The sequence below is a fragment of the Halonatronomonas betaini genome, assembly GCF_015666175.1.
Lineage (GTDB): Bacteria > Bacillota > Halanaerobiia > Halanaerobiales > Halarsenatibacteraceae > Halonatronomonas > Halonatronomonas betaini.
On sequence record NZ_JADPIE010000001.1, the window covers coordinates 357238 to 380315 of the forward strand.

The 23078-nt window shown below is 38.3% G+C and carries 22 protein-coding genes and 2 tRNA genes; 21 read left to right on the plus strand and 3 right to left on the minus strand.

All coding sequences use genetic code 11. The features are described 5' to 3' along the window. The first annotated feature begins 9 nt into the window (after window positions 1-9). From I0Q91_RS01820 to I0Q91_RS01840, 5 genes are all read left to right on the plus strand, one after another. A complete protein-coding gene (locus I0Q91_RS01820) occupies window positions 10-609 on the plus strand; it encodes an XTP/dITP diphosphatase (protein WP_345790919.1) in 600 nt (199 codons plus the stop codon). A gap of 78 nt (window positions 610-687) precedes the next feature. Beyond that, a tRNA-Arg gene (locus I0Q91_RS01825) sits at window positions 688-765 on the plus strand. Window positions 766-813: 48 nt separating this feature from the next. Beyond that, a tRNA-His gene (locus I0Q91_RS01830) sits at window positions 814-890 on the plus strand. A gap of 337 nt (window positions 891-1227) precedes the next feature. Continuing rightward, complete coding sequence (locus tag I0Q91_RS01835) at window positions 1228-1821, plus strand: hypothetical protein (protein WP_270452479.1); 594 nt, start codon at window positions 1228-1230, stop codon at window positions 1819-1821. A 173-nt stretch (window positions 1822-1994) separates the two neighbouring features. After that, window positions 1995-2963 (plus strand): carbohydrate kinase family protein, encoded by a 969-nt coding sequence (locus tag I0Q91_RS01840; RefSeq protein ID WP_270452480.1) that lies wholly within the window; start codon window positions 1995-1997, stop codon window positions 2961-2963. A 93-nt stretch (window positions 2964-3056) separates the two neighbouring features. On the opposite strand, the gene I0Q91_RS01845 is transcribed toward I0Q91_RS01840, so the two are convergent. Further along, window positions 3057-3920, minus strand: coding sequence for an RnfABCDGE type electron transport complex subunit D (locus tag I0Q91_RS01845; protein ID WP_345790920.1), 864 nt, complete (start codon window positions 3918-3920; stop codon window positions 3057-3059). Between the two features lie 209 nt (window positions 3921-4129). Between I0Q91_RS01845 and I0Q91_RS01850 the strand changes: the two genes are divergently transcribed. The 3 genes from I0Q91_RS01850 to I0Q91_RS01860 are packed head-to-tail and all read left to right on the plus strand — an operon-like array spanning window position 4130 to window position 7022. Then, window positions 4130-4963, plus strand: a complete 834-nt coding sequence (locus tag I0Q91_RS01850) for a PDC sensor domain-containing protein (RefSeq protein ID WP_270452481.1) — start codon at window positions 4130-4132, stop codon at window positions 4961-4963. A gap of 21 nt (window positions 4964-4984) precedes the next feature. Beyond that, entirely contained in the window at window positions 4985-6175 is a 1191-nt protein-coding gene (locus tag I0Q91_RS01855) for a methyl-accepting chemotaxis protein (RefSeq protein WP_270452482.1), read from the plus strand. 31 nt (window positions 6176-6206) lie between these two features. Then, a complete protein-coding gene (locus I0Q91_RS01860) occupies window positions 6207-7022 on the plus strand; it encodes a bifunctional UDP-sugar hydrolase/5'-nucleotidase (RefSeq protein ID WP_270452483.1) in 816 nt (271 codons plus the stop codon). A gap of 110 nt (window positions 7023-7132) precedes the next feature. Here I0Q91_RS01860 and I0Q91_RS01865 read toward each other — a convergent pair whose 3' ends face one another. Beyond that, the gene (locus I0Q91_RS01865; protein ID WP_270452484.1) at window positions 7133-7687 is read right to left on the minus strand and encodes a TIGR01440 family protein; all 555 of its coding nucleotides are present in this window, start codon (window positions 7685-7687) and stop codon (window positions 7133-7135) included. A gap of 74 nt (window positions 7688-7761) precedes the next feature. Here I0Q91_RS01865 and I0Q91_RS01870 point away from each other — a divergent pair, with 74 nt between their 5' ends. The 9 genes from I0Q91_RS01870 (at window position 7762) to I0Q91_RS01910 (ending at window position 17838) form a co-directional block, all read left to right on the plus strand. Further along, window positions 7762-8424: a rhomboid family intramembrane serine protease gene (locus I0Q91_RS01870; protein WP_270452485.1), complete on the plus strand. Its 663-nt coding sequence runs from the start codon at window positions 7762-7764 to the stop codon at window positions 8422-8424. A 29-nt stretch (window positions 8425-8453) separates the two neighbouring features. After that, window positions 8454-11888 (plus strand): pyruvate carboxylase, encoded by a 3435-nt coding sequence (locus I0Q91_RS01875; protein WP_270452486.1) that lies wholly within the window; start codon window positions 8454-8456, stop codon window positions 11886-11888. A gap of 23 nt (window positions 11889-11911) precedes the next feature. Then, on the plus strand, window positions 11912-12739 hold the full coding sequence (locus tag I0Q91_RS01880) for an alpha/beta hydrolase (protein ID WP_270452487.1): 828 nt from the start codon (window positions 11912-11914) through the stop codon (window positions 12737-12739). A 28-nt stretch (window positions 12740-12767) separates the two neighbouring features. Beyond that, on the plus strand, window positions 12768-13832 hold the full coding sequence (locus tag I0Q91_RS01885) for an efflux RND transporter periplasmic adaptor subunit (RefSeq protein ID WP_270452488.1): 1065 nt from the start codon (window positions 12768-12770) through the stop codon (window positions 13830-13832). A 2-nt stretch (window positions 13833-13834) separates the two neighbouring features. Then, window positions 13835-15049, plus strand: coding sequence for an ABC transporter permease (locus I0Q91_RS01890; RefSeq protein WP_270452489.1), 1215 nt, complete (start codon window positions 13835-13837; stop codon window positions 15047-15049). Further along, window positions 15042-15872: an ABC transporter ATP-binding protein gene (locus I0Q91_RS01895; RefSeq protein WP_270452491.1), complete on the plus strand. Its 831-nt coding sequence runs from the start codon at window positions 15042-15044 to the stop codon at window positions 15870-15872. Before I0Q91_RS01890 ends, I0Q91_RS01895 begins: the two co-directional genes overlap by 8 nt. A gap of 103 nt (window positions 15873-15975) precedes the next feature. Beyond that, complete coding sequence (locus tag I0Q91_RS01900; protein WP_270452492.1) at window positions 15976-16494, plus strand: FxsA family protein; 519 nt, start codon at window positions 15976-15978, stop codon at window positions 16492-16494. Next, the gene (locus I0Q91_RS01905; protein ID WP_270452493.1) at window positions 16487-16984 is read left to right on the plus strand and encodes a methylated-DNA--[protein]-cysteine S-methyltransferase; all 498 of its coding nucleotides are present in this window, start codon (window positions 16487-16489) and stop codon (window positions 16982-16984) included. Before I0Q91_RS01900 ends, I0Q91_RS01905 begins: the two co-directional genes overlap by 8 nt. A 203-nt stretch (window positions 16985-17187) precedes the next feature. Then, on the plus strand, window positions 17188-17838 hold the full coding sequence (locus I0Q91_RS01910; RefSeq protein WP_270452494.1) for an inorganic pyrophosphatase: 651 nt from the start codon (window positions 17188-17190) through the stop codon (window positions 17836-17838). Here the strand turns inward: I0Q91_RS01910 and I0Q91_RS01915 are convergent. Beyond that, window positions 17828-18865, minus strand: a complete 1038-nt coding sequence (locus I0Q91_RS01915; protein ID WP_270452495.1) for a TIGR00341 family protein — start codon at window positions 18863-18865, stop codon at window positions 17828-17830. The genes I0Q91_RS01910 and I0Q91_RS01915 overlap by 11 nt on opposite strands. An 87-nt stretch (window positions 18866-18952) precedes the next feature. Between I0Q91_RS01915 and I0Q91_RS01920 the strand changes: the two genes are divergently transcribed. From I0Q91_RS01920 to I0Q91_RS01935, 4 genes are all read left to right on the plus strand, one after another. Next, a complete protein-coding gene (locus tag I0Q91_RS01920; protein WP_270452496.1) occupies window positions 18953-19858 on the plus strand; it encodes a DMT family transporter in 906 nt (301 codons plus the stop codon). Between the two features lie 167 nt (window positions 19859-20025). Then, window positions 20026-21216: a glycine betaine/L-proline ABC transporter ATP-binding protein gene (locus I0Q91_RS01925; RefSeq protein ID WP_270452497.1), complete on the plus strand. Its 1191-nt coding sequence runs from the start codon at window positions 20026-20028 to the stop codon at window positions 21214-21216. A gap of 33 nt (window positions 21217-21249) precedes the next feature. Further along, a complete protein-coding gene (locus tag I0Q91_RS01930; RefSeq protein WP_270452498.1) occupies window positions 21250-22188 on the plus strand; it encodes an ABC transporter substrate-binding protein in 939 nt (312 codons plus the stop codon). Window positions 22189-22192: 4 nt separating this feature from the next. Further along, window positions 22193-23023 carry an ABC transporter permease gene (locus tag I0Q91_RS01935; RefSeq protein WP_270452500.1) on the plus strand — a complete coding sequence of 277 codons (831 nt, stop codon included), beginning with the start codon at window positions 22193-22195 and terminating at the stop codon, window positions 23021-23023. Window positions 23024-23078: the final 55 nt, after the last annotated feature.

A 23078-nucleotide genomic window follows, 5' to 3' on the forward strand; every position in this document is an offset into this window, starting at 1 on the left:
GGAGTTTTGATGATGAAAAAACTATTGATTTCAACAGGTAATCAGGATAAAATCATAGAAATAAGGGATAAGTATCAGGATTTAGATTATGAGATAATTTCCCCGAATAAGTTAGGACTTAATTTAGATGTTGAGGAGACAGGTTCTACTCTTGAGGAGAATGCATTACTTAAAGCAAGGGCAGGAGCTGAGGTTAGTAATCTTCTCACACTTGCAGATGACACTGGCCTGGAGGTAGATGCCTTAGATGGCAGGCCAGGGATTTATTCAGCTCGTTTTGCCGGTGCTGAAGCCACATATGAAGATAACAACCAAAAACTGCTTAAATTACTTAAGAATTATTCCGAAGAAGAGAGAACAGCATGCTTTGTTACTGTAGTGGCAGTAGTTGATCCTGTTAGCGGCAGAGAGGAGACAGTTAGAGGCATCTGTTGCGGCAGGATCATTTCAGAGTTCCGGGGAGATAATGGTTTTGGCTATGATCCAATTTTTTATCTTCCTGAAAAAGGTAAAACTTTTGCTGAATTATCAACAGAAGAGAAGAACCGAATATCACACAGAGCCAATGCTTTAAAGAAGATGAAAAAAATCCTGGATAATTGGAATTAATCCTTGACAAACTCTGTTCTATATTATAATATATACAGTGCAGGGTAACGGGAATTACTCGATTGCCCTGAATTTTTTGCGCCTGTAGCTCAGCCTGGATAGAGCAACGGACTTCTAATCCGTAGGCCGCAGGTTCGAATCCTGCCAGGCGCACCATTTACTTTTACCAGTAAATATATAGTTATAAAGTTTGTAGTTTTCATGGTGGGCGTAGCTCAGTCGGCTAGAGCGCGGGATTGTGGCTCCCGAGGCCGTGGGTTCGAGACCCATCGTCCACCCCATTTTTTAATCAAAATTTATAAGAAATTTAGTCTTTCGAGGTAACTCGGAGGGCTTTTTTTTATGTTTGTGTCCCATAAATGTCCCGATTCATAGCCGATAATATTTATGTAAATTTATCAAGTAGATAAGTAATATATATATAGTCTGAAAGTTACCCAACAGTTACCACCTCCGTTGATTTCAAGCCATAGCATTAAAATTAATATTAATGTACTTAAGATACAACTTTTATAGCTAAATTACAAGACTTTTATTTTGCAAAAATATATTTGCAGTTATAGGATTTAAAATGTTAAAATCATATAGTAAGAAATGTAATTAAGGTGGTGTAAATAAATGATTTTTTCAACAAGGCAGGAAGCAAGGGAGCTAAGCCATATTTTTAATATCAATAGAGAGAACGATAATTATGTTATTGAAGTTAACCTCAATAATTATCAACATCTTTATAATGACTGGGATGCTTCTTCAATAAACCAGAAAGAACTAGCCCCGGAACTCTTTGATTTTATCGAAAGGGCCAGCAATGAAATCCCCTTAAATAAAAATCATGAGCTCTGGTTTTATCTGCCAGAAAAAAATCAGGATGAGAGAAAAGAAGCCAAGAGTAAAAAAGCAATAAAAAATAATTTCAAGATGGAGCTCTATTTCATTAAAAAGAAGCTCAATCGGATATACAGAAAAGCAGTAACCTATATCATGATGGGCATTATCTTTCTCCTGGCAGCCTATTTCCTGCCAGAATCAGCAGGCAATCAACTGCTTTATACATTATTCATGGAAGGCATCTTTATTGGAGGCTGGGTCTTCCTCTGGGAAGCCTTCTCACAATTCTTCTTTGCCAGCCATGAGATTCGCAAAAGAAGAAAATATTATCAGCGATTCCTCAATTCCAGAGTTCAGTTTAAATACCAGGAGGTGGAAGACTAATTATAGGGCTACCAGAAATATTTATCATCCTGATTATCCTTTTTATGCTCTTTCTTCCATCTCTGGTAATTTTCGTTCATACCAGGACAAAGAAAAAAGCTGAGGCCAAAAAGAAAAAAGAAGATAATAAAAATTCTAATTCACTATAATTAACCTATATAAGGAGGCCGTTTATGCCTGATATTATCACAATGGGAGAACTCCTAATCGATTTCATCCCATATGAGAAAGATTGTAAACTAAAAGATGTTGATAAATTTAGTAAAGCCGCAGGGGGAGCACCGGCCAATGTCGCTGCAGCTCTGGGCAGGATTGGCTGCTCAACCGGCTTTATCGGTATGATAGGTAAAGATTCTTTTGGCGATTTTTTGCTGGATACAATGGCAGAGCAGGGAGTAAATATTCAACAGATAATCAGAACTGATGAGGCAATGACAACCCTGGCCTTTGTTTCCCTGCAGGCTGATGGAGAAAGAGACTTTGCCTTTTATCGAAAGCCTGGAGCTGATATGTTATTAAAACAGGATGAGATAGACCTTGATTATTTAAAATCAGCAGATATATTCCATTTTGGAACAATCTCCCTGACAGATGAACCTGTTCGCTCAACTACTAAATTTTTAGTTCAAAAAGCAAAAGAAAATGGCTCATTAATTACTTTCGACCCTAACATAAGAATTGCTCTCTGGGACCATGAGCTTGATAAGCTAAAACAAGAATATTTAAAAGTTCTGCCTGATGTTGATCTATTAAAACTTAATATCGAAGAACTCAGAAAATTACATCCTGATCAGACTAGCAAGTTAGATGATCAGATTAATTTAGAAAACTTAAAAGCAGTCGCGAAGTCAATTTTTGCTCAGGGTCCTAAATATATAGTTATTACTGACGGCAGCAATGGCTCATATTTTATAAGCGAAAATCATGCCTTTCATGCCAAGACTGAAAAGATAAAAGCCCTTGATACAACAGGAGCTGGAGACGCCTTCATGGCAGGGATCCTATCAAAATTAATAGCTAAAGATAACTTAGAAGACCTAAACTGGGAGTCAGCATTAAAAAGAGCCAATAAATTTGGTGCTATAACCTGTAGCAGATATGGTGCAATCCCAGCTCTACCAGATAAAGACGATCTCGATTAAACATAAAACCCATTAGTAAACAAAAAAGCCCCAGCCTGAATCACATTAGAATCAGGTTGAGGCAATTTCTTATTTATATTACGTGTAACTTCATTAACGGCTGGGCTTGAAAACCTTATTAAACCAGGGTACAAATAAGTTCATTATAATAATTGCAAAAGTTGTACCTTCAGTGAAATGATATTCACCTGGTGTCTGCCAGCCATACCAGCGCATTAACATTATGATGATACCGATGCCAATACCAAAAGCGATCTGGCCTTTTGGAAATCTTGGTGAACTCATCGGGTCAGTTGCCATAAAGAAAGCACCAAGCATTAAACTACCGGCAAAGAAATGGAATAATGGATTCTCACCAGCTATAAGTGCCAGCACAAAGACGGTACCCATTATACTTGCAGGAATTCGCCAGCGGGCATAATTTTTATAGATTAAAAAGAGTCCACCAGCCAATAGTAACAAGCCTGAAATTTCACCGATAGTTCCAGGAATAGTTCCCAGAAAATTATCCAGGATTGGTGTAAATTCTCCAGTATCCCTCATGATTTCCAGTGGTGTAGCGGCAGTAGTCATATCTACCGGGGTCCGCCAGGGTAGAATAGTATCTGGAAATGCAAAAAGATAGAATAGTCTACCAAAGATAGCAGGGTTAAAGATATTCTTTCCGAATCCACCAAATAGTTGCTTACCTACTATAATACCCACTGCAGCTGAAACACCTAAAGCATATAATGGTGTTGAAATCGATACAGCCAGTGATAATAATAGACCAGTAACAGCAGCACTACCATCTTTAATTGTAATCTTCTGTCCGGTTAATTTCTGATAAATAGCTTCAGCTAGAACAGCAGAAGCAACACCGGTAATTATTAGTAAGAGAGCTTTTAAGCGGTATGAATAAATGGCAAATAAAGCAGCAGGTGTCAGGGCCATTAACATACCGTACATCATCTTCATATATCTATTACCTCCTTTAAAGTTATAAAATATTCTTGATTGATTACATAATTAGAGATTTTTAGCTAAATCCCTGCCTGAAAAAGAAAAAATCCAGTTAATCTATAAAGATTATATCAGATTACAAATATTTCTTAAAGGATTTTTGCTATAAAGCGATAAGTATATATATAATTAAGAATTAATTATCCAAAAAGGAGTTGTTACTGTTGAACCAGAAAAGTCTTAAGTTCAAGATAATGATTATAGTAAGTATAACTATTGCAGTTCTGCTTGCAGGAAGCAGTCTTACTAGCTATTTCCAGTCAGCCAACATTTTTGAAGATACACTTCTTAGAGAATCAAGAAATACTGCTACCTTAAATGCAGGAATTGTCAATGAATCGCTCAGGGGAATTATCAATGATGTTCAGGGCATGGTCAATTATGTCTGGTTAGAGGAGAGAGACCAGGTTATTGAAAATGTAGACGATGAGACTTTAATTGGACTTTATTGGATGCAAAACCAGAGAGATTTTGAGATTTACATAGAGAATAATGATCATATCAACACTAGTTTTGTAGCAGGACTTAATAATAATTACATAGCCTATAATAATGGTGAGTCGGTGGAAGATACTTTTACTGAGTCAGATTATTATGAAGAAGTTATTAATACTCAGGAGATAGTAATTTCAAATCCTATTGATAGCATCATAAATGATAATCAGGTAATCACAATCATGGAACCTGTAATCTACAATGATGAGCTTCTGGCAGTTGTTGGAGTTGAAATTGATGTAGACTATTTTAACCAATATCTTGGCAATATGCAGATAGCAGAATCAGGCCATGGCCTGATTCTTAATGATAATGGAATTGTAGTTGCCCATCCAGATTCAGATTACATTGGTAATCAGGAATATATTGATTCAACCCAGGGGTTTTCTGAGATTGTAGAGAGAATGCTTGCTGGCCAATCTGGTACCGAGACCCTGGAAATTGCTGATCAGGAATATCAGATCTCTTATGCTCCTGTAGAATTAACAGGCTGGTCAGCTTGAATAGTAGTTGAAAATTCAGCAGTGATAGCCCCTCTAAATGCTGTCAGAAATTCCAGTTTCGGTATTCTACTCTTTGCATTTTTGATCGGGCTAATAGTAGCCTATATTGTCTCCAGTCGGATCTCTCAACCGATCCTTGAGGCAAGCAGAGTTTCTAAAGAAATCTCTGAAGGCAATTTAAATGTAGATATAGATTCTAAATATCTTGAGAGAGAAGATGAAATCGGAACTTTAATTAAATCTACAAAACAGATGATGGATAATTTAAAAACTATGGTCAGTCAGATAATCTCTGTTTCCAATCAGGTCGATAGTTCCAGCAATCATATGGCCGAATCAGGTCAGCAGATTGCATCTATTTCCAATCAGGTAGGAGAAGCTATCCAGCAGGTAGCTTCTGGAGCTGAAGAACAGAGCGCCCAGGTAGATGAAAGTATCAGCCAGGTCGAGGAATTGATGAAGCTTATAAATGAAAACAATCAAGCAGCTGAGAAAATGAAGGAAACAGCTAATAATGTAATGGATAATATCAATCAAGGAGAAAATCATGTAGATTATTCAATCAAACAGATTAATGAAGTTAAGGCAAATACTGAAGAATTCTCTGAAAATATTAATGAATTAGGTAGAATGTCAGAAGAGATCGGTGATATAGTTAGTATGATTAATAATATTTCTTCTCAGACAAATCTATTAGCTCTAAATGCAGCTATAGAAGCAGCTAGAGCCGGTGAAGCTGGCCGGGGTTTCTCAGTTGTTGCCGATGAGATTAGAGAACTTGCTGAAGAATCAGGCAGGGCCACTGATAATATAAATGAGTTAATTAAAGAAATCCAGGGATCAGTTAAAGAGACAGATAATAAAATGGAAGAAAATATTTCAGTTGTTAATCAGAGCGTTGATGCCATTAGGGATACCAGTCAGGTTTTTAATCAGATAGAAAAAGCAAGTACCAGTTTAGTAGAATTAATTCAGGAAGTTAGCAATAAAAATAGTCAGGTTGTAGATAATAGCAAGAAAGTCAATGAAATGGTTAAAGAAGTTGGTAGAGTGAGCGATGAATCAGCCAGTAATGCAGAAGAAGTAGCGGCATCAAGTGAAGAGCAGGTTGCTATCACCTCTGAAATAGAAGATGATACCCGTGAGCTTTTAAGACTAGCTGAAGAATTATCTGCAACAATCCATCAGTTTAAGCTAGAGGATAATAATTAAATCAACTAAAATCCTAAAGGGGTTATTAAAATTGAAGATAAACCAGTTAACCACAATAATTATCATCTTAATAGTACTGATTATACCAGGCTATCCAGGCAATGTTCAGGCCAGGCCAGAAACTATAGCCATCCTTCATACAAATGATGAGGGAGGAGCCAGAGAGAATCTAGATGCAATAGCCAGATATAAAAATGAACTAAAAGATAAATATGATTCAGTTTTTTTGATCAGTGCCGGAGGGGCTCTAACCGATCATGATATGATTCAGGCTATGAATCAGACAGGTTATGATGCTCTTAATATAGGAGCCGCTGAACTAGCTGTCGGTCAGGAAAGACTTCAACAGAATCGTGATCAGGCAGATTTCCCCTTTTTATCAGCCAATATCGATTCTAGTGGTTCCTATTTACAGCAGCCAGAGCCCTATATCTTTCTTGATACAGAAAAAGGCCACTTAATTGCAGTCCTTGGTTTAATTAAAGTTACCGAGGACGGAATACCTCCAGTAGATCCAGGAATTTTAGGCAGGCTTAGATTTACCAGACCGGTCCAGGCAGCGTCTAGTTATAGCTATCTAGATGATATAACCAATATTTATATTGGTCTTACTTATTTTGGTCATGCAAATGATAGAAATTTAGCTGAGGCCAGAGAAGAATTTGATATTATTATAGGTGGCTATTCAAAGACAGTTATTAAAAATCCACCTTTAATTAATAATGTTTTAATAACCCAGGCCGGTTCAGATACAGATTATCTAGGGAAAATAATTATTGAACTTGATAATGAAGGGCAGATAATTTCTAGAGATGCCAGCCTGATTGATATTAAAAGAATCTATTAATATAATTAAATTATATAAATATTTGCAATAAAAAGCAGCCAGGCTAAAGGCTGCTTTTTGTTATAAAATAACAAGGATTTTGGCTTTTTATCAAGAATTAATAAAGTAAGCTATTTTTCAGGGTAATGGGCTCTTGGACCACCGATTAATTTTGGCCTGGTTCTGGCAGCTGTCAGGTGGGCAGATCCTATTTGATTAACAGACAACCTTAGAGGAACAGCAACCTGTTTAAGATGCATTCCAATTAAGGTATCACCAATATCGATACCGGCATCAGCAGTGATTTCCTCAACAACAACTGGATTGTCCATATCTCTATAAGCAGTTGCAGCCATTGCACCACCGGCAGTTTCGTGGGGAATAACAGTAACCTTTTTAAAATCATATCTGTCCTGACATTCCTGCTCAATAGTTAGAGCCCGGTTGATATGCTCACAGCCCTGAAAGGCAGCAAAAAGGCCTGCTTTATCAAGCTCCTCTTTAATTATTGGGTAGAGCCTTTCAGCAATTTCAGTACTTGAAGCAGTTCCAATAGCATCACCCTTGATTTCACTTGTAGAACAGCCTATAATAACAATATCACCTTTATTGAGACTCACTTTAGTTAGAAAGTCATTAAGAGCAGTTTTTAATTCAGAAGCAATTTTATTAAGATCTATTTCCATTATTAATCACCTCCGGTCTTCTAAATATAGAATATAATATTATTCAGGATAAATCCAGTCTAGGAGGAAATCAAATGTTACCTTTAAGGGATAATGTTCCAAGAAGAAGAAAACCAATTATAACCGGTGCAATTATAGCAGCAAATATTTTGGTTTATATCTGGCAGTCAACCATGACCCCATTTGAATTAAGAGTTTTTATTTTTGAATTTGGTTTAATACCTGGTTTTTTTATTGAAAATACAATTAGCAACAGCTATACAATTCTAACATCAACTTTTCTCCATGGAGGAATCGGTCATCTGGTTGGTAACATGTGGATTTTAGCTCTTTTTGGTGATAATGTAGAAGATAGAATGGGGCGTTTTTCTTTTTTAGGCTTTTATATATTAAGTGGGATAGTAGCTAATTTTATCCATCTACTCTTTAATTCAGGCTCAACTATCCCAACGATAGGAGCATCAGGGGCAGTTGCCGGTATTATGGCAGCTTATGTCTTTTTATTTCCACTGGCCAGGGTAGTCTCAGTAATCCCGATCTTTTTCTTTCCATATATTATTTCGATTCCGGCTATCTTTTTTATAGGTATCTGGTTTTTAACCCAACTCTATTACGGGACAATTGGTCTGGCTTTAGGCAACGCAGGTGGTGTAGCCTGGTGGGCCCATATTGGTGGTTTTATTTTTGGAGCAATTTTCTATAGATTTTTCTTAAGAAAAAAGTTAAGATATTATTAAAAGTCTAGTATTTGAAAGGAGTAGAGAGTATGGAGAAGCAGAGAATCAAAAAAGTATTAGTAGCAAACAGAGGAGAGATCGCCATCAGGGTGATCAGAGCATGCAAGGAGTTAGGGATCAGGACAGTTGCTATTTATCATGACGCAGATAAGAAATCTTTATTTAAGACAAAGGCAGATGAAGCTTACCAGATAGGGCAGGGTAAAACTCCTTTAAAATCATACCTGGCTCAGGATGAGATTATCAATCTGGCTTTAAATAAAAATGTTGATGCTATTCATCCAGGCTATGGTTTTTTATCAGAAAATGCTGATTTTGCAGCCCAGTGCGAAGAAAAGGGTTTGATCTTTATCGGACCAATATCAACGATGCTGGATCGTTATGGTGATAAAATTAAATGTAAAAACCTGGCCAGGGAAAATAATATCCCGATTATACCAGGCTCGACTGGTTCAGTTAAAAACAGGGAAGAGATTAAAAATATTGCTGATGAGATCGGCTTTCCTTTAATCATTAAAGCGGCAGCCGGTGGTGGAGGCCGTGGAATGCGACTGGTTAAAGACTTTGATCAGCTGGATGAAGCCCTGGCTTCAGCCAGTAAAGAGGCTGATAGAGCCTTTTCCAGCGGTGAACTTTTTATAGAGAAATATCTAGAAAGTCCTCGCCATATTGAAGTTCAGGTATTAACAGATAATACAGGTAAAACAGTCCATCTATTTGAAAGAGACTGTTCTATTCAACGCAGGTATCAGAAAATTATTGAATATGGCCCGGCCTTTGCCCTGGCTGAAGAGACAAGGCAGAATATTCGAGCTGATGCAGTTAAATTAATTGAGAATGGCGGTTATCTTAGCGCCGGTACCGTTGAATTTTTAGTCGGTAAAGATGGAAACCATTATTTTATCGAAGTTAATCCTAGAATCCAGGTCGAGCATACCGTTACTGAAATGATTACAGGGATAGATATAGTCCAGGCCCAGATTCTGATAGCCCAGGGCTATAATCTTCCAGATCCTGAACTAAATATCCCATCCCAGGAATCGGTTAAAACTAATGGATTTGCCGTTCAGGCCAGGGTGACAACCGAAGACCCCAGGAACGACTTTAGACCTGATACAGGCCGGATTAGCCTGTATAGAACCGGTTCTGGAAATGGGATCAGGCTCGATGGCGGTAATGGCTATACCGGAGCTGAAATCACCCCTTATTTCGATAGTTTGATAGTTAAAGTTATCGGTTCAGATAGAACTTTCAAGGGAGCCATTAATAAAACTATCCGTTCCCTTGAGGAGATGAAGATACAGGGAGTTAAGACCAATCGGGACTTTCTGATCAACTTACTCAATGACCAGGAATTTAGAGAAGGCAGAGCAGATACTGGATTTTTAGATCAAAAGCTTCAATTAATAACCGGTGAAGTTGAGATCGACCAGGAGATTGGCTTCCTTGATTATCTGGGTGATATCATAGTTAATAAGACTAGAGGTGAAAAGCCTGAATTTGATACCAGCCGTCTGCCAGAATTAAAGGGTGAGATTAAGCCAGGCAGCCGGGATAGGTTTAAAGAGTTAGGCAGTAAAGAGTTCTGCCAGGAAATTAAAGAAAGCGATAAATTGTTGATTACTGATACAACCTTAAGAGATGCCCATCAATCTCTACTGGCAACCAGAATGAGGACCTATGATATGCTCAAGATAGCAGACTATCTGGCTGAATATGGCCATGAACTCTTCTCACTGGAGATGTGGGGCGGGGCAACCTTTGATGTCTCCTATCGATTCCTAAAGGAGTCTCCCTGGGAACGGCTGAGGAAATTAAGGGAGAGAATCCCGAATATACTTTTTCAGATGTTAATTAGAGGAGCAAATGCCGTCGGTTATAAGAATTATCCAGATAATTTAATCAAAAAATTTGTACATGAGGCAGCAGCATCAGGTATCGACCTCTTTAGAATCTTTGATGCCCTTAACTGGTGGCCCAATCTTGAACTGACTCTATCAGAGGTTAAAAAGGCCGGGGCTCTGGCTGAAGTTTCAATCTGTTATACCGGAGATATCCTTGATCCTGATAGGTCAAAATATGATCTTGATTACTATACAAGAAAAGCCAGAGAAGTTGAAGAGATGGGGGCAGATATCCTCTGCATTAAAGATATGGCCGGTCTCTTAAAGCCATACGCAGCTAAAACTTTAATCTCAGCATTAAAAGCTGAGGTTGACCTGCCAATTCATCTCCATACCCATGATACTTCAGGTAATGGTCTGTCCAGTCTGCTCCAGGCGGCAGAGGCAGGAGTTGATATCGTTGATCTGGCAAGTAACAGCATGGCCAGCATGACTTCCCAGCCAGCCCTTAATTCAATGATTGCAGCCCTGGATAATACCGACCGGGATCCTGGCCTTGATTATAAGAGGTATCAGTCAATTTCAGATTACTGGCAGTCGATTAGACCGATCTATCATGAGTTTGAGTCAGATCTAAAATCAGGGGCAGCTGAGATCTACCGTTATGAGATCCCTGGAGGCCAGTATTCCAACTTAAAGCCTCAGATAGAGAGCCTGGGTTTAAGCCATCGCTTTAAGGAAATTAAAGAGATGTACAGGCAGGTTAACTTTATGTTAGGCGATATTATCAAGGTTACTCCAACATCCAAGGCAGTCGGTGATCTAGCTATCTTTATGGTTCAGAACGATCTGACTCCAGATAATATCTTGGAAAAGGCAGAAAATATGAGCTTTCCAGATTCAGTTGTTGCCTATTTTAAAGGTCTAATGGGTCAGCCTGAAGGTGGTTTTCCACCAGAACTTCAGAAACTGGTTCTTAAAGATGAAAAACCACTGACAGTCAGGCCAGGTTTAAAACTTGATCCAGTAGATTTTGATAACCTGGAAAAAGAACTTGAAGAGAAACTCAACCGGAAACCAGAGACAGAGGAGCTGCTCAGTAAGGCTTTATATCCAAAGGTTTTTGATAATTATATAAAATCTAAGCAGCAGTATGGCGATCTCAGTAAGCTAAGCAGCGATCTATTCTTCCACGGTCTTAGAGAAGGTGAGATAGCTGAAATCGAAGTTGAAGAAGGCCGGACAATTCTCATTAAATACATCTCTCTCCGGGAGGGTGAAGGTAGCAAAAGATATCTCACCTTTGAGGTTAATGGTCAGCGGAGAGAGATAGAAGTTAAGGATCAGAGCAGCAAAATAGAAGAGTCTGTGGCTGAAATTAGACATGCTGATCCAGATAAGACAGAGGAGATTGGAGCGGGCATGCCAGGCACATTAACTAAAATAAATGTTGATGTTGGTGACAGAGTTAAATCTGGTCAGCAGTTATTTATCATGGAGGCCATGAAGATGGAGACTGAAATCGTGGCTCCAGTAACTGGTCAGGTCAACTCGATTCTGGTCAGCGAAGGCGAAGAAGTCCAAAATCGCCAGTTAATAATGATTATAGATCAAGAATAAAAGAAATCAGGAGTGCTTATATTATGGAAATCAAAGACGATTTAACAGAAGATATTAAAGGATTAAAAAAATATGCGATGCTAATAATGATAATTGTAATAGCAGTAGCAGGTTATACAGCCTATCAGTCAGCCTTTAGGGACCCTGCAGTTCAATTTTTCCAGACTGACTCAGGGTCATATTACCTGTATTTACCTGAAAGTACCGATCATGAAACAGAAAATCCAATCCTGATTCATCCTTTCTTTGGTCAGGAAGAAGAGCAGGAGGACCTGGAAGATGAGGCCAGCAGACAGATCAGGACGATGCAGGTTATCGCAGATGAAATAGCCTCACCTCTTTTAGTTCCAGTCTTTTCACTGGATGATTATCAGGATCCTGCTAAAGCTGAAATTCTGGCTGAGCTTTTTCATGATGCCAGAAATGAATTAGAGGAAATTAATTATGAAATTGCTGACAAAGCAGATCTATTTGGCTTTGGTGAAAGCGGTCACTATGCTTCCTACTGGCTAAATCAATATCCAGAGCTGGTAAATAAAGCTGTAATCGGTTCGCCAGGTGGCTGGCCTGCAGAACCCCGGGATTCTGAATATAATAATGATATTTCGGTCTTCTTTTTCCAGGGGGAGGAAGATGATTTCAGTCTTCTTGACCAGGAACCATATTTTACTGAATCTGAACAGGAAGAGCTCCAGGAAAGGTTACCAGAAGATCCTGTAGAAAGGTTTAATCAGGCTGTAGATGCCTATCAGGAGGCCGGTTTTCAGGTCGAAGTGAAGATATATCCAGAACTTGACCACAGGATTACCATGGAGGTCAATGAAGATATAGCCGCTTTTATAAATAATTAAAGGTTCTTTACAGATAGGAGAAAACTATATGAAAAGAAAATTAATATTCTCAGGTATAATTTTAACTATGATTTTAACATTTACTGGTTTATTGCAGTTAGAAGTATCTGCAGAAACTGAAATTTTGAGGGCTACCGGTCTAATTCAGCCAGTAGAAGAAAAAGAAATTTCAGCTGAGATATCCGGTAAGATTGAAGAAATTAATTACCAGATAGGAGATAAGATAGCTGATGAACCCTTGTTTAGTATAACCAGTCAGTCTGCCAGAAAAGAACTGGAGCTGGCAGAAGAAAATCTTGGTGATACTGAATTAAGATTGGAGCAGGAAAGAGAGAGGCTTCATCAGGCCAGGATTGGACTGGAATTGGCAAGAATACAACTCCAGGATGCTGAAGCTCAGACATTAAGGATCCCTGAGCTGGAATTAGAACAGTCAAGATTAGAATTAGAAAGTGAAAGAGTAGAATTTGCCCGTCTTGAAAACCTCTATGCTAGAGACGCTCTAGAAGAGGCTTCATTTGATCAGGGCCGTTTCCAGTTTGAACTTGCTGAACTGGCAGTGGAGTTAAGTGAGGCCAGACTTGAAGAATCAGAAGATGATAGAGAACAGCGAAGGCAGGAGGCCAGGTTAAATTTTGATGAAGCAGAAAAATCTTTAGCTATTGCTGAACTATCAGTTGAATCTGCAGAGAAAGCGGTTCGCCAGGCTGAGCTTGATTATGAGCTTGCCGAACTAAGATTGGAAAATCATAAGATATCAGGGCCAGATGGTTACCAGATTATAACTAAAGAATTTTCAGAAGGCGAGTATATTTCAGCAGGGCAGTCAGTCTTTACAATAATCAAGCCTGAATTTCAGGTTTTAATTGAGCCAGATGAACGGGAACTCTCACAACTTAGCCCAGGCCTGGAAGGCAGTGCAGTTGTAGAGGCCTATCCAGATCAGCCCTTTGATGTTGTTATAGATAGAATAGATCCTTTAGTTGATCCAGATAGAGGTACCCTGGAAATCTATCTCAGAATTGAAGGAGATAAGCCTGATCTATTTCCATATATGGCTGCATCAATTGAGTTTGTTCTGGATGGTGAATAATTATGTGGTTTGAATGGAAAGTTGCAGTTAGATTTTTATATACAGGCAAGTTACAGACATTATTGATTCTTGCAGGAATTGTAATTGGAGTTGCAGTCCAGGTATTTTTAGGTTCATTAATTGGAGGGCTTCAGCAGGACCTTATTAATCAGACGATTGGAAGTTCTCCCCATGTTATGATGATGGCTGAAGATGCATTACCCAGGGCTATTAGAGTTTCAGATAACGACCTGGGCAGAACTGTAACCTTTACAGTTAGAGATAGAGGTTTGTCAAACTGGCAGAATATAGTCAATTCTATTGAAGGCGATGAAGAAATTACAGCTATCTCACCAACTATTACTGGTTCAGGCTTTGCCATTAGAGGACAGAAAAATCAACCGATTGTTTTTAGGGGGATTGACCTGGATCGAGCCGATGAAATTTATAGGATTAGCCCCAGACTTGTTGAGGGTGAGGCTTTATTAGGTGGTAATAATGTTTTGCTAGGCAGGGAATTGGCAGAAGAATTGAATTTAAGAGCAGGAGATACAGTTCAGTTAAGAACTGGCGATGGAGTCCAGGATAGATTTCGGGTTAGCGGTATTTTTAATCTTGGAAATCAGGATTTAAATGAGAGCTGGGTATTTTTATCATTGCCCAGGTCGGCAACATTATTAAATCAGGGAAGTGACATTTCAACGATTGAACTTCAGATAGCAGATGTATTTGCATCAAATGATATTGCAGAAAGATTGAAGGAATCATGGCCAGCAACTTCAGTTGAGAGCTGGCAACAATCAAATGAAGATCTTTTAACTGCTCTGCAGAGTCAGAGTAGCTCCAGCCTGGTAATTCAATTCTTTGTAATAGTTGCTGTTACATTGGGTATATCAAGTGTTTTGGCAGTTTCAGTTGTTCAAAAATCCAGGCAGATTGGAATTTTAAAGGCAATGGGGACCAACCGTAAAAGAGTAGGTCGGATCTTTTTAATTCAGGGTTTTCTCCTGGGAGCAATTGGAGCAGTCCTGGGAATTTTAACAGGAATTGGCTTAAGTCAGCTATTTGTCAATCTGGTTAGAACTCCAGCAGGAGATCCATTATTTCCAATTGAAGTAGATCCAATCTTTATCGGAATTTCATTTTTAATAGCAACATTTGCTGGTATGCTGGCTGCATTAATCCCTGCCAGAAATTCTGCGAAGCTTAATCCAATTGAGGTGATTCAGAATGGATAGTAAGACTGTAATTAGAGGCGAAAAAATTTATAAAACCTATGGAGATGTTGTTAAGACAGAGGTTCTTCATGGTTTGAATTTTCAGGTTCAGGCTGAAGAATTTATATCTATTATTGGTCCATCTGGATCAGGCAAGAGTACTCTTTTAAATTTATTAGGAGCTCTGGACCGGCCCAGTGAGGGTAAAATTGAAATGGCCGGTAAAATTATAACTGAATTAAATGATGATGATCTGGCCGCTTTTAGAAATGATAATCTTGGATTTGTCTTTCAATTTCATCATCTTTTACCAGAATTCACTGCTATAGAAAATGTATTTATGCCGTACTGGATCAGAAATGGTTCCGCCAGAAAAGAACAGATTGAAAGGGCTGAATATTTATTAGAAACTGTTGGACTCATAAAATATAAAGATAATTTATCGACTCAGCTGTCTGGTGGCCAGAAGCAGAGAGTTGCTATAGCCCGTTCTCTGATGAATAATCCTCCGATTCTTCTGGCGGATGAACCAACCGGTAATCTTGATACAGAATCAACTGAACAGGTCTTTGACCTTCTTAGAAAAATAAATGAAGAATTTGGAACAGTTTTCATCATTGTTACCCATGATCGCCATATTGCAGGTCGAACAGATAGAATACTTGAACTTGTTGACGGAAATATCGTAAGGGATATGAAAGCCGGGTCAGGTAAAGAGATAGATAACTGGGATCAACTGGCCCCTGATTATTGTCTGCTTTGCCGTGAACAGCAGGGTGAAAATACAATCTTAAATCATGAACTGGCTAGAGCCAGTCAGGCCTTATTTTCAAAAACAGATTAATATGAAAAATATATGATAAATAATAATAAATATGATAAGTCAGGTTATATCTGTTATAATTAAGTCATCGTGATTTAAGAGTCGAGATTCAGGAGGTGGATTGATGTTTGTAAGATTATTACTGCTATTTACAGTAGTTCCAATGCTTGAGTTATTACTGCTAATCCATGTAGGGGGCATAATTGGCCTTATCCCTACTTTATTTCTGGTGGCAGGTACAGGAGTCCTTGGTGTTAGCATAGCTAAAATGCAGGGATTTCTTGTTGTTAATAGAATAAAAAATAATTTAAATCAGGGCCAGATACCAACAGATAATATGATTCAGGGTATCCTGATATTAGTTGGTGGTGGAATGCTTTTAACTCCCGGTTTAATTACTGATGTTTTAGGTTTTTCATTTATTCTGCCCTTTAGCAGGCCGATTATTGCTAAACTGGCCCAGAAATATTTCAAAAATTATATCGATAAGAATAAAGATTCAGCTTCTTTTCAATTTCATTACAGCAACTATTCAGGTAATAGCAATAATGGAAATGGAAGAAAAAGCTATGATGATCCCGATATAATTAATGGCCACGGTGAGTTTACCGGGGAAAGCAGGAAAGATAAAGATAATGAATAGCCATTATTTAACCCTGCCCCAGATCGGCCATTTGAAAATTATTAGTAATAAAAATCATATAATCGAAATAAATTTTATCTCTGAGTTTTCAGGAAAGGATTTAGAAGAAGGCGAAGCTATATCATTAAAAATCTTTTCCGGCATATATCCTGCAGAAGTTGAAAAGCTTAAAAACCAATTAATAGAGTATCTTAAAGCTGATAGAAGAGAATTTCAAATAGATTATCAACTAGCAGGGACAGATTTTCAGCAGGCAATATTAGATGAGACAGCTAAAATTCCTTATGGTCAGACAGTTTCATATAAGGAACTGGCAAAAAGAGCAGGTTCGCCCCGGGCCTGGCAGGCAACAGGTCAGGCTTTGAAAAATAATAGGCTGCCTATTATTATACCCTGCCATAGAGTTATTGGTTCCAGTGGATTAGGCGGATATAATGGGGGACTTAAATTAAAAAAGACCCTCCTAAAACTGGAAGGCTCTATCAATTGAAATACTTAAGAAAATAAAAATGCCTCTGGCTTGGGCAGGATATCGCCAGAGGCACAAACTGATAGAACTCCATCTATCAGCCTGGAGGAGAAAAGAATAACTGGACTGTCTTAGTTTAAACATTTAAAATACTAAAGTATAAAAAAATTATAACAATAATCTTTATTATTGTCAAGAGAAATATTTAAAAAGAGGTGATTTTTTTGCAGAAAATTAATAAATTTAGAGCCCATCCCTGGCATGGGGTAACTATTGGTCCAAAAGCCCCGGATATAGTTCAGGTTTATATTGAGCTGGTCCCGGAGGATGGGATCAAATATGAGCTTGACAAATCCAGTGGAATATTAAAAGTTGATCGGCCCCAGAGGTTTTCCAGTTATGCGCCTGCTCCCTATGGTATGATACCTCAGACTTATTGTGGCCAGGAGACGGCAAAATTAATGGAAAAGGAAGCAAAGGAAAATAGACAGATCTCACCAGACCAGAAAATTATCGGTGATGATGATCCTCTGGATATCCTGGTCCTTACAGAAAAAATAGTCCCACATGGAGATATCATGATGACGGCTAAACCTATTGGCGGCCTGGCCCTTCTGGATAGAGGAGAGGCCGACGATAAGATTATAAGTGTTTTAGAAGACGATTCAGTTTATAGTGAGATTGATGATATTTCAGAACTCCCCTGGGGCATTCTCCAGCGGATTCAGCATTACTTTTTAAGTTACAAAAAGGCTCCAGATACTGAAGATCCTGTCTGCAGGATTCTTACAACTTATGGCAGAGAGCATGCCAGGCAGGTTATTGAAAAATCAAAATTAGACTATCAGAATAAATTCCAGTCTACTATTGAATAAACTGAATTCCGATAATTAATAAAGTTAATAAAACTATCCAGAGAATAAGGCTGTACTTCCTTGAAGTCGCAGCCTTTTTTTCTTCCCACCAGTTTAAGGGCCTGACACCCTGATAGATAAAGGTTAAAACTCCGGCTAAATTTATACAGATTATATTTGAGATAAAAAGTAATAAGGCACCTCCAGCCAGTAAAAATTCACCTGCTCCAAATAATATACCAACAACCACCAGTGGAGGCATTAAGGCCACAGCGATCATGACTCCAATAACAGCACCAGAGGTTCCGGTTGTAAAGGCCAGGGTTCCTGCGCTACCTGAAGCGAGAGCCAGGGTGATATCGCCCCAGCCGACACTGGTTCTGCTTAAAACTTCATGGGGCCAGCTATCAGGGTTTAAAATTAATCCAGCAATTATAGCAACTATTATAGCAGCTCCAGCGCCATATAAAGAGGCTTTTATAGCTTTTTTACCTAATTCTATATCTCCTAAGGTCGAGGCTAGAGCCATGCCGACATTTGGACCCAACAAAGGTGCAATCACCATGGCACCAACTATAACAGCAACATTGTCCAGCATAACTCCGCTAGAGGCTACAACTGCCGAGAGAATACACATTAATATATAATTACTATTTAAATTTATGGAATCAGAGAGATCAGCATATAATTCCTGACGACTTAAGCCTTTAGTTGTATTATTTTTTTCTTCTTTTTGCTCCTTTTCGGAATCAACGTCTGTAATTGTTTCAATTTCATCTTCTTCATCATTTTCTTCTTTTTGTTTTGCAGCTGGAATAGTAGCTTCAACCTCAAGCATATTTAATCTAAAACCTTCAGCAAAAGCTAGCTTCTTTTCTAATTCATCTAATAAAGGTCCACTATTTTCAACATTAAGGGTTATTAAATAAAGGGCCTGGTCTTCAAGTAAAGAAATTTTATATCTATCCAGAACTTCATAATTTTCTAGAATTTCATTTAACTTATCAGTCTCATCCACAGGCAGAACAATTTCGATTTTTCTTAACATAAAATAATCACAGCCTTTCTTGCATTTAAAGCTAAATTTAGTTAATATAAAGGTAATCAAGATTATTTTTGTTCAGGAGGCCAAAATATGATTTTATCAAAAGATAAAAAAGGAATCTTAGTTACAGCACTTTCAGCTACTGGTTTTGGAGCGATGCCAGTGATAGCCCAGTTTGCTTATAGTTACGGAAGCAATGTAACAACACTGCTATTTCTCCGATTTGCACTGGCCAGTTTAATCTTTCTCTTGATTTTAAAATTAAGTAATATTACATATAATATAAGCAAAGAAGATACAGTGAAATTAATACTTTTAGGTGCAGCAGGTTATGGATTGATGTCAAGTTTATATTTCTTCGGAATCTCTCTAATTCCTGCATCATTGTCAGGATTTTTACTCTATAGTTATCCAGCAATCGTCACAATTCTGGCTTTTTTTGGCCAGGAAGAGCCTCTATATCGAGAAAATTTCATATCTTTAGTGGTTGCAATCACTGGCATTACCATGATTCTAGGACCAGTCTTTACAAGTGTTAATCTATTAGGAGTCGGCTCAATTCTTTTAGCTGCCTGTGTTTATGCAATCTATATTCTCGCAAGTAATCGGGTTTTAAAAAGAGTGAATTGGCTTTCAGGTTCAACAGTAGTTTCAGTCTCTGCTGCTTTTTTCTTTCTTATAACCGGAAGTTTTAGAGGGAATCTTCATTTAAACCAAATTTCAACAGAGATTTTACTTTCAGGAGCAGGGCTGGCGATTTTTTCAACTATTGTTGCTGTTGCCGGGTTTTATTTAGGTATCAGCCTAATTGGACCATCAAGAGCTTCAATAGTTAGCTCAGTGGAACCCTTTGTAACTGTATTGTTTTCAGCCCTTTTCTTTGCTGAGAGATTAACCTTTACCCAGTTTTTTGGAGGCCTTTTAATCATCCTTTCAATCATAATTCTTAACAAGTTCAAAAATTATCGAGAAAAATCCTTTGACAAACCGGTCTAGGTTTGTTATAGTTTTAATGGTCGTCAAAAGCCACATAAAATTTTTAGCAAAAGGTTTAGATTTTGTCCTGAATATCTGGCACAATCTCTAAACCTTATTTTTGTGCAATCTAATATTTTCATCCATGGAGGATATTAAGTTAGTAGAAAGAAAGGAGCATCTAAACAGTGGCAAAAATTGAAGTAGAAAATCTTACAAAGATTTTCGGTAAGAAACCAAAAAAAGCCCTTCCTTTACTGGAAGAAGGCTATTCAAAAGATGAGATACTTGAAAAGACCGGCAATACTGTCGGAGTCAACTCTGTTGACTTTTCAGTTGAAGAGAATGAAATATTTGTGATTATGGGGCTATCCGGAAGCGGTAAGTCGACACTGCTCCGCTGTATAAATCGACTGATTGAACCAACTGAAGGCAAGATAGAAGTTGATGGTATAAATATTATGGAACTAAACAATGAAGAATTGAGGGAACAACGCAAAGAAAAATTCGGAATGGTCTTTCAAAATTTCGGACTATTTCCTAACCGGACAGTCATTGATAATGCAGCCTTTGGGTTAGAAATTCAGAAGGTTGATAAAGAAACCCGGCGTAAAAAAGCCAGGGAAGCCCTGAAAAAAGTTGGACTGGAGGGCTATGAAGAACAGAAACCAGATCAACTTTCCGGTGGTATGCAGCAGAGAGTTGGCCTGGCCAGAGCGCTGGCTGTAGATACAGATATTATGTTGATGGATGAACCATTCAGTGCCCTGGATCCATTAATTAAAAAGGATATGCAGGATCAACTTCTTGATCTCCATCAAAATATCGCAAAGACAATTATCTTTATTACCCATGACCTTGATGAGGCTCTAAAGCTCGGTGATAAGATAGCCATTATGAAAGATGGTGAAATTGTTCAGTTAGGAAATCAGGAAGAGATACTGACAGATGCAGCCAATGATTATGTTGCTGAATTTGTTCAGGATGTTAATCGCTCACGGGTCTTAACAGCTGAGGATATAATGGGTAAACCTCTAGCATTGCTCTATGAAGGTCAGGGACCGAGAACAGCTCTTCATAAAATGAATGAAGAAAACCTCACATCAATAATGGTAGTTAATAGAGAAAACAAATATATCGGTGTCCTTTCAATAGATGGTGTAAAGGAGATGCTGGATAATGATGAAAAAGATATTAAACCCTATCTATTAGATATTCCAAAAGCTTCTCCCTGTGATACTTTAGATGAGCTATTTACAAAAATGACTGATATTGAGACACCTTTACCAGTACTTGACGCAGAAGGAAAACTTAAGGGAAATATTGTTAAGACTAATGTGATTGCCAATCTGGCTGCCCAGGAGAATTCAGCCAGCTAAAAAATATAATATAAAAATGGAGGTAATAAAATTATGCTTAAAAAAGGAATTATTTTCAGTTTAATTTTTGCTCTACTGCTCACAGGAGTCAGTATGGCATTTACACCAGTTGAAGCTTCAGCTGATGATACAGTAAACTTTGGATATGTTGAATGGCCAGGGGTCACAGTTAAAACAGCTGTTGCCAGTCAGATACTTGAAGATATAGGTTATGAGACTGAATCAAGTAGCTATATGCAGCAGGTACTCTTTCAGGGTATGAGAACCGGTGATGTCGATGCCTTCTTGGGAACCTGGTTACCAACAATGGAAGTAAATTATCGAGAGTATTATGAAGATGGTGTTGTTGAAGAAGTAGTTACCAATCTCGAACAGGTATTATATGCAACAGCCGTACCTGAGTATGTCTATGAAGCTGGAGTAACTTCAATGGCAGACCTTAATGAACATGCTGATAAGTTTGATCATACAATCTATGGTTTAGAACCAGGCAATGATGGAAACATTATCATTCAGGATGCTATTGACGATGGTATCTATGATCTTGACGATTGGACAATGATGGAATCCAGTACTGCTGGTATGTTAGCTGAGGTTGAAAGAGCTACCAGCCAGGAAGAATGGATTGCCTTTAATGGCTGGGAGCCACACTGGATGAATCTTGCCTATGATATTAAATATTTAGATGATCCAGAAAATATCTGGGGCGAAGACGATAAAGTATTGACAGTCGTAAGATCTGGTTATGGTGACGAACAGCCAGAAGTCTATCGCTTCTTGGAACAGTTTGTAATCGATCAGGATATACAAAACGAATGGATATATGAATATGGTCATGAAGATAGAGATCCAGAAGATGTAGCACAGGAATGGATTGGAAATAATATGGACTTAGTTCTTGAATTTTTAGATGGAGTAGAATCTGCTGATGGCCAGCCAGCAACTGAAGTAATTCAGGAAGTCTATAACTAAATCAATGACAGAACTATTAAGCACAAGAATACCTCTGGGGGATTGGGTCTCCAATTTTGTCGATTATCTAGTCGCCAATTTTAGTGGGCCTCTCAATGCATTTTCTGATTTTATCGCATTTCTCATTGAGAATTTTGAGGGCGCATTAGCCGTCCTCCCCCCGGCGGTCTTTATTATTATACTGGCATTGATAGCACTGAAACTGAGAGGAAAAGAGCTGGCCGCCTTTGTAGTTTTAGGTCTTGGGCTGGTAGCCAATCTCGGACTCTGGTCTGAGTTGATTATCACCCTGGCCTCAATTCTAACCTCAGTATTAGTTGCATTATCAATTGGAATACCGGTAGGGATTTTAAAGGCTCATAATAAAGTTGTTCACTTTATTACCAGGCCAATTTTAGATTTTATGCAGACAATACCGCCCTTTGTTTATCTAATACCTGCTCTGATGTTCTTTGGATTAGGAAATGTTCCAGGTGTTGTGGCAACAGTTGTTTTTGCCATAGCTCCGCCGATCCGCTTAACCTACCTTGGTATCAAGCAGGTACCAGATGAATTAAAAGAGGCAGGACGGGCTTTTGGCAGCAGCCCACTCCAGATGTTGCTAAAAGTAGAACTGCCAGGAGCTCTTCCATCAATAATGATGGGAATAAATCAGTGCATAATGCTATCTCTATCGATGGTTGTTATTGCTGCAATGATCGGTGCAGGAGGGCTTGGAGAACCAGTTCTCCGCTCACTAACAACAGTAGATGTTGGCCTTGGATTTGAGGCCGGTCTTGGAGTTGTTATAATAGCAATTATACTGGATAGATTGTTTAGAAGTGAAGAAGAATAAATTAATAAATTGAACCATCTGATCAGGCTTATTTTCCTGGTCAGGTTTTTTTGTT

Bases quoted from the DNA above. Each gene is read 5' to 3' on its own strand.
- I0Q91_RS01845 (WP_345790920.1), bottom strand. From the start codon at position 3,920: ATGAAGATGATGTACGGTATGTTAATGGCCCTGACACCTGCTGCTTTA.
- I0Q91_RS01930 (WP_270452498.1), top strand. From the start codon at position 21,250: ATGCTTAAAAAAGGAATTATTTTCAGTTTAATTTTTGCTCTACTGCTC.
- I0Q91_RS01900 (WP_270452492.1), top strand. From the start codon at position 15,976: ATGTTTGTAAGATTATTACTGCTATTTACAGTAGTTCCAATGCTTGAG.
- I0Q91_RS01895 (WP_270452491.1), top strand. From the start codon at position 15,042: ATGGATAGTAAGACTGTAATTAGAGGCGAAAAAATTTATAAAACCTAT.
- I0Q91_RS01905 (WP_270452493.1), top strand. From the start codon at position 16,487: ATGAATAGCCATTATTTAACCCTGCCCCAGATCGGCCATTTGAAAATT.
- I0Q91_RS01820 (WP_345790919.1), top strand. From the start codon at position 10: ATGATGAAAAAACTATTGATTTCAACAGGTAATCAGGATAAAATCATA.
- I0Q91_RS01865 (WP_270452484.1), bottom strand. From the start codon at position 7,687: ATGGAAATAGATCTTAATAAAATTGCTTCTGAATTAAAAACTGCTCTT.
- I0Q91_RS01880 (WP_270452487.1), top strand. From the start codon at position 11,912: ATGGAAATCAAAGACGATTTAACAGAAGATATTAAAGGATTAAAAAAA.
- I0Q91_RS01890 (WP_270452489.1), top strand. From the start codon at position 13,835: ATGTGGTTTGAATGGAAAGTTGCAGTTAGATTTTTATATACAGGCAAG.
- I0Q91_RS01885 (WP_270452488.1), top strand. From the start codon at position 12,768: ATGAAAAGAAAATTAATATTCTCAGGTATAATTTTAACTATGATTTTA.
- I0Q91_RS01920 (WP_270452496.1), top strand. From the start codon at position 18,953: ATGATTTTATCAAAAGATAAAAAAGGAATCTTAGTTACAGCACTTTCA.
- I0Q91_RS01840 (WP_270452480.1), top strand. From the start codon at position 1,995: ATGCCTGATATTATCACAATGGGAGAACTCCTAATCGATTTCATCCCA.
- I0Q91_RS01870 (WP_270452485.1), top strand. From the start codon at position 7,762: ATGTTACCTTTAAGGGATAATGTTCCAAGAAGAAGAAAACCAATTATA.
- I0Q91_RS01935 (WP_270452500.1), top strand. From the start codon at position 22,193: ATGACAGAACTATTAAGCACAAGAATACCTCTGGGGGATTGGGTCTCC.
- I0Q91_RS01835 (WP_270452479.1), top strand. From the start codon at position 1,228: ATGATTTTTTCAACAAGGCAGGAAGCAAGGGAGCTAAGCCATATTTTT.
- I0Q91_RS01875 (WP_270452486.1), top strand. From the start codon at position 8,454: ATGGAGAAGCAGAGAATCAAAAAAGTATTAGTAGCAAACAGAGGAGAG.
- I0Q91_RS01915 (WP_270452495.1), bottom strand. From the start codon at position 18,865: ATGTTAAGAAAAATCGAAATTGTTCTGCCTGTGGATGAGACTGATAAG.